Origin of the sequence: Marinicella marina (assembly GCF_030065545.1) — a bacterium.
GTDB classification, from domain to species: Bacteria; Pseudomonadota; Gammaproteobacteria; order Xanthomonadales; family Marinicellaceae; genus Marinicella; species Marinicella marina.
In genome coordinates this window covers 105,541-117,686 of sequence record NZ_JASJNC010000005.1, presented here as the reverse complement: position 1 = coordinate 117,686, position 12,146 = coordinate 105,541, and the positions used below count along the sequence as shown (strand labels likewise).

11 protein-coding genes are annotated in these 12,146 nt (G+C 43.7%); 2 read left to right on the top strand and 9 right to left on the bottom strand.

Features of this window, described 5'->3' with window-relative positions; all coding sequences use genetic code 11:
- Positions 1–59 precede the first annotated feature (59 nt).
- Entirely contained in the window at positions 60–1,148 is a 1,089-nt protein-coding gene (locus tag QNI24_RS09140) for an alkane 1-monooxygenase (RefSeq protein ID WP_267176392.1), read from the bottom strand.
- Positions 1,149–1,453: 305 nt separating this feature from the next.
- Between QNI24_RS09140 and clpS the strand changes: the two genes are divergently transcribed.
- Together clpS and clpA are read left to right on the top strand one after the other, a co-directional pair.
- The gene (gene clpS / locus QNI24_RS09135; RefSeq protein ID WP_267176391.1) at positions 1,454–1,774 is read left to right on the top strand and encodes an ATP-dependent Clp protease adapter ClpS; all 321 of its coding nucleotides are present in this window, start codon (positions 1,454–1,456) and stop codon (positions 1,772–1,774) included.
- The gene (clpA, locus tag QNI24_RS09130; protein ID WP_267176390.1) at positions 1,774–4,056 is read left to right on the top strand and encodes an ATP-dependent Clp protease ATP-binding subunit ClpA; all 2,283 of its coding nucleotides are present in this window, start codon (positions 1,774–1,776) and stop codon (positions 4,054–4,056) included. Before clpS ends, clpA begins: the two co-directional genes overlap by 1 nt.
- A gap of 34 nt (positions 4,057–4,090) precedes the next feature.
- On the opposite strand, the gene infA is transcribed toward clpA, so the two are convergent.
- From infA to gspE, 8 genes are all read right to left on the bottom strand, one after another.
- Complete coding sequence (infA, locus tag QNI24_RS09125; protein WP_099019321.1) at positions 4,091–4,309, bottom strand: translation initiation factor IF-1; 219 nt, start codon at positions 4,307–4,309, stop codon at positions 4,091–4,093.
- Positions 4,310–4,410: 101 nt separating this feature from the next.
- On the bottom strand, positions 4,411–6,204 hold the full coding sequence (locus QNI24_RS09120) for a hypothetical protein (protein ID WP_267176389.1): 1,794 nt from the start codon (positions 6,202–6,204) through the stop codon (positions 4,411–4,413).
- A gap of 69 nt (positions 6,205–6,273) precedes the next feature.
- On the bottom strand, positions 6,274–6,942 hold the full coding sequence (gene ung / locus QNI24_RS09115; RefSeq protein ID WP_267176388.1) for a uracil-DNA glycosylase: 669 nt from the start codon (positions 6,940–6,942) through the stop codon (positions 6,274–6,276).
- Positions 6,943–6,948: 6 nt separating this feature from the next.
- Complete coding sequence (locus QNI24_RS09110; RefSeq protein ID WP_267176387.1) at positions 6,949–7,746, bottom strand: response regulator; 798 nt, start codon at positions 7,744–7,746, stop codon at positions 6,949–6,951.
- A gap of 58 nt (positions 7,747–7,804) precedes the next feature.
- Positions 7,805–8,740, bottom strand: a complete 936-nt coding sequence (locus tag QNI24_RS09105) for a cell division protein FtsX (RefSeq protein WP_267176386.1) — start codon at positions 8,738–8,740, stop codon at positions 7,805–7,807.
- Entirely contained in the window at positions 8,737–9,414 is a 678-nt protein-coding gene (gene ftsE, locus QNI24_RS09100; protein WP_267176385.1) for a cell division ATP-binding protein FtsE, read from the bottom strand. The genes QNI24_RS09105 and ftsE overlap by 4 nt, the downstream gene beginning before the upstream one ends.
- Before the next feature lie 14 nt (positions 9,415–9,428).
- On the bottom strand, positions 9,429–10,658 hold the full coding sequence (gene gspF, locus QNI24_RS09095; RefSeq protein ID WP_267176384.1) for a type II secretion system inner membrane protein GspF: 1,230 nt from the start codon (positions 10,656–10,658) through the stop codon (positions 9,429–9,431).
- A gap of 5 nt (positions 10,659–10,663) precedes the next feature.
- Positions 10,664–12,145 (bottom strand): type II secretion system ATPase GspE, encoded by a 1,482-nt coding sequence (gene gspE, locus QNI24_RS09090; protein ID WP_267176383.1) that lies wholly within the window; start codon positions 12,143–12,145, stop codon positions 10,664–10,666.
- Position 12,146 lies beyond the last annotated feature (1 nt).

Below are 12,146 nucleotides of genomic sequence, written 5' to 3'. Positions count from 1 at the left end.
AAGTGAGCGGATTATATAGCAAGCACCACAAAATAGCTCACTTTGCACGGCTTAATTAGTTAATTATTCACCAAACTCATGTCATTTTTATACATTTTCATCAACTTGGCATCCATCACTTTGAACCACAACGGTGGAAAGTAAGCCAAAACAAACATGCCCATGTAGCCAGTTGGCAGCTGTGGTGCCTCTTCAAAATGCCGTAAACTTTGATAATGCCTAGATGGGTTGGCATGGTGATCTGAATGTCTTTGTAGGTGAAACAACAACAAATTAGAAATCAAATGATTTGAATTCCAAGAATGTTTGGGTTGGCATTTCTCATACTTGCCATTGTCTAATTTCCGTCGCAGCAAGCCATAGTGCTCGATGTAATTAGCACTGGTTAATTGCCACCACACCAAAGGCGCTTGCAGCAGCATCACCAACAAAGCTGCCCACCCAAGAATGTAAGTCAACACAGCATAAATGATCACCGTTAACAAATAGGAATGGATGATTTGATTGTCGGCTGAATACCAAGGTAAACCTTTGCGTTTTAAACGCGCTGTTTCAATCCGCCATGAGCGCTTTACACCACCTGGAAATTCACGCAATACAAAACGATAAATACTCTCACCCATTTTGGCACTGGCGGTGTCCTCTGGCGTGGCGACATCACGGTGGTGTCCTGCGTTGTGTTCGATGTTGAAGTGGCCATAGGCACCTGTGGCCAATGCCAATTTGGCCAAGTTTTTATCTAGGCGACTTTTTTTATGGCCTAACTCATGGCCTAAATTAACCGCCAACCCACCAAACACGCCCAATGTCATCAATAGCATCACTTGCATCCACCAAGCCAAAGGTTCAGTGACCATGTATGCCACCAATGAGGTGAACACCAGGAAATGAATCGGTAGCATCAAATACAAAATCCAATTGTAATAACTGTTTTTTTCTAAAGTTGGAACATCAGCTTCCGAAGGATTGCTTTCATCAGCAGAAAACACGAAATCCAATGCCGGCACCACCAGATAAATGAACAACAACGGCACCACCAACATGATGGATTGATCAGTTAATTCATACAAAACGACCCCTGACAAGCCCATCAAAGGCACCAGGGTTGAAAGTATCCATAAGTATTTTTTTGGCTTTTGTTTGTGCATGGCGGATGGCATTGATTTACAGTTGAATGATGGTAATATTACTACTGACTGACCGTTCGGTCAATATTTACTTTGAGTTTTATGCAACAGGTCAGTTAAAGGCATATATATTTTGGGCTTTCTGGTGATGCAACACTCAATCTTTGCGTTGTTCACACAGTCAATTCAAAGCCCAGACGAGGAAACTGGCTTTAAGGTCATTCCCTGATAAAGATTTATGAGTTATGATATTAAATGAATACAAAACCCACTTGAAATATGCTGATAAAAGCAAATATTAGACATTGAGATAAAATAAATGAACTATGTCAAATAAAAATAACAAACACGAATTGGGTGCTGAGTTACTAGAACAAACAGACACTGAATTCAAAGAACCGAAAATGTATAAAGTCATGCTTTTGAACGATGACTACACGCCCATGGACTTCGTGATTGAAGTGTTACAAAAGTTTTTCGATATGGATGAACAGAAAGCCACACAAATCATGCTACATGTGCACACCCGTGGACAAGGCTTATGTGGCATTTATACCCACGAAGTGGCTGAAACCAAAACTGCTTTAGTCAATGAATATGCCAGAGAATACGAACACCCTTTGTTGTGTGTCGCGGAGGTGGTCTGATGCTTGATATTCACCTAGACCAAAGTATCAACCAAGTTTATAAGTATGCCCGCAAAAGGCGCCATGAATTATTAACCATGGAACACTTGATGCTTGCTTTGTTGACCAACAAACATGCCAAACATGTATTGAATACAGTCGGTGCAGATATACAGTTATTACAACAAGAATTAGAAGTGCTGATTGGTCAACACGTCAAAATTTTACCAGCAGAAACTGAGTTAGAAACACAACCCACATTGGCATTCAGGCGAGTCATCCAGCGTGCTATTTACTCAGCCCAATCAGCTGAATTGAAAAGCGTCAGCGGTGACCGAGTTTTGGTTGCGATGTTTGATGAGATGGATTCTCATGTGGTTTATTTGCTGAATAAACAAGGCATCACACGTTTTGACGTGGTGCGTTGTATCGCCCACGGTGATGAAGCCAGCAGTGAAGATGCGCTGCAGCCAGACACCATTGATCAAAACCAAGACGAGTCAGCAGATACTGAAAACAAAGACAGCGGAAAAGAGTTTTTAATAGACCTCAATGCCAAAGCGGCAGCAGGTGAAATTGACCCCTTGATAGGTCGTTCTTCTGAACTGGAAAGGATGGTGCAAATTTTAATGCGGCGTTCAAAAAACAACCCCTTACTGGTTGGTGAACCAGGCGTGGGTAAAACCGCCATTGCAGAAGGACTGGCCTTGAATGTGGTCAACAAAAACGTACCGGAAGTGATGCAGGATGCTCATGTGTTTGCACTGGATTTAGGCGGCTTATTGGCGGGGACGAAATACCGTGGCGATTTTGAAAAACGCCTTAAAGCGGTGATTAAGTACATCCAAGGTATTGAGCATGCCATCATGTTTATTGATGAGATTCACACAATCATCGGCGCCGGTGCTGTTTCCGGCGGCTCACTGGACGCATCTAACCTGCTGAAGCCAGCCTTGAGCCAGGGCAAACTGCGTTGTATTGGAGCCACCACGCATGACGAAGTGAGGACTGTGTTTGATCGTGACCGCGCACTGTCAAGGCGTTTTCAGAAAATCACAGTGAACGAACCTACGCAAGATGAAGCGATTGAGATACTCACCGGCTTACAACCTCATTTTGAATCCTATCATGGGGTTAATTACGAGTGCGATGCGATCAAAGCAGCGGTTAAATTATCGGCCAAACACATCAGCGATAAATTCTTACCGGATAAGGCCATAGATGCCATCGATGAAGCAGGTTCATGGCAAAAAATCCAAGGTTTACAACAAGATGCAATCAATGCAAGCGACATCAAACGCGTGGTTGCTTCCATTGCCAAAATTCCAGTTGATGACATCAGCCAAGAAGACGGTCAAAAATTGCAGTCCATAGAACGCAACCTACAACACGTCATATTTGGACAAGATGAAGCCATTGAAATCTTATCTGATGCGATAAAAATGGCCAGAGCTGGGCTGAACAGGGACAACCGCACAGTGGCAAATTTAATATTTGCAGGCCCAACAGGTGTAGGCAAAACAGAGGTGGTAAAACAATTGTCTCATCACCTTGGGTTAAAACTTATCCGTTTTGATATGTCCGAATACATGGAACCTCACACTGTAGCTAAAATGATTGGTGCACCGCCAGGTTATGTAGGCCATGAACAAGGAGGTCTGTTGACCGATAAAGTGCATCAAACCCCACATGCCATTGTCCTTTTGGACGAGATAGAAAAAGCCCATCCAGATGTCATGAACATATTGTTACAAGTCATGGACAACGGCAAATTAACAGACTCCAATGGTCGCGAAACCGATTTCAGGAATGTGCTGTTGGTTATGACCACCAATGCCGGTGCTTCAGTCTTTGGTCAAAACAGTTTTGGCTTCCTCACCCAAGACCGCAGTACCGATGCGATGATTGAATTGAATCGCCATTTCACCCCAGAATTTCGCAACAGACTGGATGCCATCGTTCCGTTCAAGGCTCTTGAGAAAGAACACATCGAGAAGATTGTCGATAAAATCATGATTGAACTTGAACAACAACTGACAGATCCAGGCATCACTTTCAGTATCACCCAGGCTGCCAGAATTTGGTTGGTTGAAAAAGGTTATAACCCAGAAATGGGCGCCAGACCGATGCAACGAGCGATTGATCAGTACGTCAAGAAACCATTGGTTGATGACATCTTGTTTGGTAAGTTAAAGCAAGGCGGTTTGGTCAAAGTCAGCGTGGTGGATGATGCTTTGAGCTTCGATATCGTTCCCAATACACTGATGCTGTCAGCGACTCAAGAGTCATCAACTGAACATTAAAAAAAGCCCTGAGAAGGGCTTTTTTTTTAGAAAATTATTTACTGCGGAACGTGATTCGCCCCTTACTTAAATCATAAGGTGTGAGTTCAACGGTAACGGTGTCACCAGTTAAAATTCTGATGTAGTGTTTGCGCATGCGACCAGAGATGTGAGCAGTCACGATGTGACCGTTTTCTAATTCAACCCTGAACATGGTATTGGGTAAGGTATCAATGACTTTACCTTCCAATTCAATTACGTCTTCTTTCGCCATAAAAACTAAATAATTTCCTAAAGTAATAAAAAGTGCGTATTCTAACAGATATAACGCAGCGCTGCATGATTCTTATCGATACCGATTCAGACACAGTTCAGTTATTCAAACCCGTTCTCAAAAATCAAATCAGTAAATAAAGGTGTTATAACATCTGCACTGAATTCATCACCGCCATTTTCAGAACCTGTCAATACAACCTGACCTGCTTGAGGTGCCGCATTTGTGGTGAATGAAAAACTGTACAACTCACCCCAATCCAGTGTATTTTCAGGCGGCGCTTGCAAGATCAGTTCATTAGAGTCACGGATGAACCCCCAATCATTGGCAGCCAATTCATCGGTATCCGCGAACACGAAATCACTGAATGATGCCAAGTCTGCCAAAACCAAGGTGATGGTTTGGACCTGTGGGTCATAATCATGGTTCTCAACCATGTAATTGTAGCGATAAGTACCATCTTTTAAATCAATCACCTTCACTGCGACAGTCAAATGTCCCTCACCTGCTTGCAATAAACGCTGCGATGCCGTGCCCGCTGCCAAATCAAAAGTGTTTGGAGTCACATACTGATCACTGGCAGGTCCATTGATAAAGGCAGTGGTGGAATTGGTTATCCATGCATTGCCGTTTGGCGTGAATTGATAACCGCGATAACCCATGGAGTTATAAATATCAATGTCATCTCTGATCACATACCAAGATGATATGTAATAATCCAGGTTGGTATCAGCAAAATCAGCTTCTGCCACCACCATGCGGTTTTCATCGGTGCCGTTGGAATTGGTATCCTGACTGCCATCACCGCCAGCAGGTACTTGGTCAAAAAACGAACCGGTGCTCTGCCACAGGCCACTGAAGGCCTCTATTTCAGCTTTGGGGCCCAAGTGTGATGGGCTGTCATTGTTGCCCACACTGTAGGTGTCTTCACAAGTTGGATATAATATTTGCCCACCGCTGCAGGCACAGAAAGTATTGACGGTAAAAAAGGCATGTTTTAAACCAGAGGTGCCAATTTGTTCAAAACGGTTGTCTATTTCACGGTACATGCTCCAATACAAGTATGGATGTTGGTCGTTGTCATAAGGTGGATTCACGCCTGTGAATTTGCGCCACCATGCCACATCTGAATCAGCCACATTTTTAAGTGTCGCACTGGGTGTGAATACCACGTGGTCATTGCCTATGCTCCTGACATATTGTGCACTCATGGCAATCAACTGCACATCAATGGGGTTGTTTTCATCCGGCCAGCCACCGCTGGTGCAACCACCTAATATATATGCTTGGTCTTTGACATAATTGGTCGGAATACTGACCTGGTTGCTCATGTGGGCATGACCAACCACCATTTGGCCTAAATATGATTTACCCAGTTTATCAGCCAACCATTGACTGATCCTTAAGTCCATGTTGTTGAATTCAACCATGGATTTGTTGTTGTTAAATCCTGCGTGTATATGATCTAAATTAAACAGCACATCGCCACCCTCATTGATCACTTCTAAGGCCGTTAACTCTCCTGCCTTCAGCGCCCTTTTGACCGGTTGAATGGTCAAGTTTCTGAAACTGATCAAATCACCCTCGCTGCGCCAACTGAAATCCGCTTCCAGCAACAACTGACCAGTTGGAACGCCTTTGAGGCCATCATCTGGCACATAAAGATCCAAGCCACCGGCTTGACTGACTGGAATGACGAGTTCATTCAAACTCCAGTCTTTCGACCTGGTTTTGATGCCATCTTCGACCTCAATACCCAAATCATGCAACAACTCATAAAAGAAGTACAATTTTAATTGTCCACCATCTGCTCGGTAGTTGTGGTTATCTTTGGATTCAGCGCTACAAATAAAGGCCAAAATGGTCAGTATAATTGTTGGTATGATTGTTTTCATGGGCTATGGATCATTTGTTTAACTCAATGATTATAATACTGCCTGATAAGCAGAAAAAAGTGAAATTAACTAAATTTGCCAATTTATTGGTGATTTTTTTTGGCTTTTGAGAAACTCGTTACATTTTGAGAAATGTTGACAACCCAAAAACCCACGGTGGGCAGATAATGGCGAGGGATGTGGGGCTTTTAATATCAGGTGTTGATCGGTATCGATGTGAGCGCCTTTCTTTTGGGCGTAACTGCCCCACAGCATGAAAACCACCTGTTTTCGCTGCTCATTGATGACGTGAATGATGCGATCAGTGAATCTTTCCCAGCCTCGGCCCTGATGACTGCCTGCTTGTGCCTGTTCAACTGTAAGCACTGAATTAAGTAAAAGTACGCCTTGATTGGCCCAACTTTGTAGGTTGCCCGTGTGATTTATTACGCCCAAATCCTCAGCTAATTCTTTGAATATGTTTCTCAATGATGGCGGAATCTTTACCTCATCTGGTACTGAAAATGACAAGCCATGGGCTTGACCAGGTCCATGGTAGGGGTCTTGCCCTAAGATCACCACTTTGACCTGGTCAAGTGGTGTGCTGTTCAATGCATTAAAGATCAAACTACCGGGTGGAAAAATCACTTTACCGGCCTGTTTCTGTTCTAATAAAAAGGCTTTCAAGTCTTGTATGTAAGGTTGCTGAAATTCTGTTTCCAAATGCTGCAACCAGCTGGCATCAATCTGAGGTTGCATTGAGGATCAGTTGTTTTTGCGATGGAATTGCGTGAACCTGACCTGAAATTTTATTTTTTTAACCAAAGCTTCTTGGTTAACCGGTTTACCAATGAGGTCATTGGCACCCAAATTAAGAATCTGCTTTTGGTTCTCAGTATTTTCATCACCGGTCATAATAACAAACGGCATATCAATCTTATCAAGCTTCAGATCGTTGCGAAAATAATCGAGTATTTCCAAGGCCGTTTCATTATTCTTCAAATAATAATCAGTCAAAACTAAATCAAACTTATCCAGCGCCATTTGACTGTCGGTAATTTCAGTTTTGGCATCAGTGACACTGACTTTATGGGTGATATCTAAATGGTGGTTTTGTAGTAATTTTTTGGTGGCATGGGCAACCACGGCAGAATCTTCAATATAAAGTATCTTGCCATTGATTTCATCATCGGGACGCAACAAACCTCGCAAGAATATTTCCAGTCCCTTTTGTCCTGCGGATTTATCGATATAGTCAGTGACATCGGTACTGAGCAGCCTGTCTTTCAAACGGGAATCAACATCACCAGAAACGATGATTACTGGCAAATAATGATGGTTTTCCCTGACATACTCACAAATTTTTGTGCCATCGTCATCGGGTAAACGCAAAGCTGAAATAATTAAGTCAACACGATTTTTTTTCAGTTTTGAGATGGCTTGATCCACCGAACTGACTGAAATCACATTGGTTAAGGGTGCTATTTTTTTTACTAATTTTTCGGTTAGTGTTCTGGCCAATTTAGAAGAGTCGGCTATCAAAACTTTTTGCGATTCACTCATACCAATATTGTACACCAATGCTTGATTCAGTGGCAGCTAATGTCATCATTTGTGTCAATCATAATGCACGGATATGATTCGATGCGCTGATTCTAGAGCCAAACCAGGTCACCAACACCACGATTAGAACGAACAACAACATGTGTTCAAACGAAGGGGTTTTGATGATCACTTCCTGACCGAATGATTGTGATAAATTTTGAATGGGAATTTCAATCCACCACAAAGTGACTTTTAACATCAACAATGCCACCAATGCCGCAGTGATGCCGTAATAAACACCACCATACAAAAATCTTCTCCTGATTTGTGCAGCGGTGGCACCCAATAATTTCTTCAATCCAATTTCTGCTTTATGTGATGACACTTCACTGCCTATAGAATGGCTCAAAAACACCAAAATAATTACCAAGAAAACCGCAATACTGGCTTGCATCAAATAGTAAAAAGCTTGGGTCAGGCTTTTCAATTGGTTGAACCAGTCGGTATCAAAACTGACGTAATCCACATCGGGGTTTAATTGTAACTTTTGCGCCAATGACTGCAGCTGCTCGCTGGTGGCATTGGGGTGTGGTTTGAGCATGATTTGATCTGGCAATTCGTGTGACTTAATCACATCGATGATCTGTTTCAGCTGTGGGTCTTGGGTTAAGCTGGTTTTGATGGTGTCATTATCCACCACCACAACTTCACTGATCAGAGCCCTGTCGTCCAACTCTTTTTTAATGGCCTGAACTTGGGTGGCATCTAAGCCTTGTTTGAGGAACACAGCCACACTGCCTTGGCCTTGCCATTTGGCCTCCACTTCGGAGAAATTTTGCCAGAGGGTCCACATCACCAACGGCAAATAAAAACATATGGCCAGGGTAATCACCATAAATAAACTAGAAAAAGGCGCATGCAATGGCATCCTCAAGCCTTCTTTCATTGCTCGCAAATGGCCGCGGTACCAGCGTGAAAATGAATCGGGCGTAGACTGGGTGATTTGGTTCATTTTTGGTTCGGCCGATAATCGTCAATCAATTGACCTGAATCCAATATCAACACCCGTTTGCGCAGTCTTTTAATCAAAATCAAATCATGCGAAGCGATGACCACTGTGGTGCCAGCTTCGTTGATTTTCATGAACAACTCCATTAACTCCAAAGACAAATCAGGGTCTAAATTTCCGGTCGGCTCATCTGCCAGTAATATGTCTGGTTTACTGACAATGGCGCGGGCTATGCCCACCCGTTGTTGTTGTCCGCTGGATAACTGGCTGGGATAAAAAGGCAGCTTCTCTGCCAATCCCACTTGTTGTAGGATCACACGTGCTTGTTTCAAACTCTCACTTTGGCTGTAACCCCGAATCCACAAAGACATCGCAACATTATCTAATATGGTGCGATTTTCCAACAACCTGTGGTCTTGAAAAATCATCCCTAAGCCTTGTCGATACTTCGGCAATTGATGGTCTTTGATGCCCCGCAACTGAAAACCGTTGACCTGGGCTTGTCCATAACTGATTTCCTCAATTTTCATGATTAGCTTCAGTATTGAAGTTTTACCCGCACCAGAGTGACCAGTGAGAAACAACATTTCACCCGCATCAACTGCAAAACTCACGTCAGCCAATGCCTTGTTGTGTTTGCCGTATGATTTACTGACTCGGTTGAACTCTATAATCATGGTTTATGAAACAGTTATTGGATGATGGTGTTGATTTGAAAAATCGGCAAGAGCATAGCCAACACAATAAATAATACCATCAATCCAACAAATAATATAGCCAAGGGCTGGATGGCACCAATCAAAGTTTTCAATTTATTCTCTACGTCTTTTTCCTGAACCACAGCAGCCCTCACCAACATTTCACTGAGTTGGCCACTCTGCTCTCCGGAACTGACTAATTTCACACTCAGGGGTGGAAACTGTTGGGTATTTTGCATGGCCTTTGCCAGCGAACTGCCTTCCCTCACAGCGGCTGCCACCTCATCACAAGCTTGTTCTATGATGCGGTTATTGACCACCTGTCGAGACAAGGACAATGCAGACACGATGGGTACCGCACTTTGCGTTAATATGCCCAAAGTTCGGGTGAAGCGAGCCGCTTGTCCGACCCGAATGAGACGACCGATACCTGGCAGTCGCAACAACCAGCGGTGCCAGCCCAACTCAAAAGGCGGGTATTGACGCAGCAGCAAAAACCCAATGAACAACAACAGCAAAAAAGCCAACAAGTAAATGCCATAACTGGAAAGAAAACTGCTGACACTGATTAATACCCGAGTCATCGCTGGCAATTGAACTTGGCTGCTTTCAAAAACCTGTATCACTTTGGGTACGATATAAACCATCAAACCAGCCACAACAGCCACCGCAGTTACTATCAGTACCAATGGATAGATCAACGCAGAGGTGGACTGCTTGCCCATTTCATCGCGTGTTTCTAAATAATCAGCCAACTGTAACAACACCGCTTCCAACTGACCCGACTGTTCTCCGGCCTCAATACTGGTTGCGACCAGTTCATCAAAGGCCTTAGGAAACTGACGCATGGCAGCAGCCAATGATTGACCTTCAAGCACCTTGGCATGAACACTGGTTAGTATCCGTTCAGATGTTTTAGTCTCACTTTGTTCAATCAAAGTTTTCAATGCATCATCCAACGGCAGACCGGCTTGTACCAAAGTGGCCAACTGTCGAATCAATAAAGGCAATTCAGTTTTCTTCAGGGCCAAGCGTTTGGTTTTTATGTTGTTGCCTGTTTTATCGGAAGTATTGCTGACTTGTTCGATAACGAGGTTAAGCTGTACTGGAGTCAATGCCCGCTGGCGCAGCAGATGTCTGGCCTGTTTTTCATTATCAGCTTGGATAATGCCTTTTTGTTGCTTACCTAGCTGGTCAATTGAAATGTACTCAAAGGCTTCCATCAGTATCAACCGCTGTGAATGACTCGCAATATTTCATCTATACTGGTTGCTCCAGCAATTAATTTTTCTTTGGCATCTGCCGCAATCCCGGGATTGGTTTTATGCGCATAGGCAGCCATATCATTTTCAGCTTGGTTTTGGTGAATCATGGTTTTTAACTGCTGATCCATGGTGATCACTTCAAACACCCCCATGCGACCGGCATAAGCTTGATTCACTGGCAGAGATTCATCGGCTTGATAAACACTTGTTACATCATCAGGTAGCTGCAATGCTTGTCTCATTGCTTCATCCACTGGTTGTTCAAGGCGAGTTTCTGGGTTAAGTCTTTTGACCAGACGTTGGGCAATCACAGCTTTGACCGAAGAGGCTAACAAGAATGGTGGCACACCCATATCAATCAACCGAGTGATGGCACCAATCGCGGTGTTGGTGTGTAACGTTGAGAACACCAAGTGACCAGTTAAACTCGCTTGTATGGCAATTTCAGCTGTTTCCAAATCGCGAATCTCACCAATCATGATGACATCCGGGTCTTGTCTTAGGATGGCCCTTAAGCCACGTGCAAATGACATATCTACTTTGCTGTTGACCTGAGTCTGACTGATTCCTTGTAGGTGATATTCAATCGGATCTTCAATGGTCATGATGTTACGTGAACGCTCATTGATTGCCTCAATGGCGGCATATAAACTGGTGGTTTTACCGGAACCGGTTGGGCCTGTGACTAAAATGATGCCATGAGGTAACTTGACCAGCTCCTGCATCATCATCAAATGCCGTTGATTCATACCCAACTGTTTCAAACTCAGTTGACCGGCCTTTTTATCCAACAAACGCATCACAATGCGCTCGCCAAAGGCGCCGGGTATGGTTGATACCCGAACGTCAATCGGGTGCCCAGCAATTTTCAGTGAAATGCGACCATCTTGTGGCAAGCGCTTTTCTGCAATGTCCAATTTGGACATGATTTTAACCCGCGATGCAATCAACTGGGTCAGGCTCCTGTCGGGGGTCAAAACTTCTTGTAATTCGCCATCAACCCGGTACCTGATGGACAAATGATCTTCACCAGGTTCAATGTGAATGTCTGAGGCATTGACTTTAACCGCATCAGCCAACAGCGCATTAATCAATCTGATGATTGGTGCATCATCATTGCTTTCGAGTAAATCTTCAGGCTCTGACAACGCTTCAGCCACTTGTGACAACTCAGCTTCTGAGTTATCTAAGTCTGCCACCACATTGTCAGTCATCGACTGCTGGTGATGATAAATTTTTTGTATGACTTGTTGGTATTCTTTGGCATCATAAAAGTTCAATGCCACAGGAACATCACTCAGACGCTGTAGTTCTGCAATGGCAGCAGGTGATGCCTGTTTGGATACAGCCAGCGTAATTTGTCCATCTGCTGCCTGTTGTAAAATGGTAGCGCCTCGTTGCTTCGCGAAACTGTATGAAGGTAACTTGACTGCTTTATTGCCCATC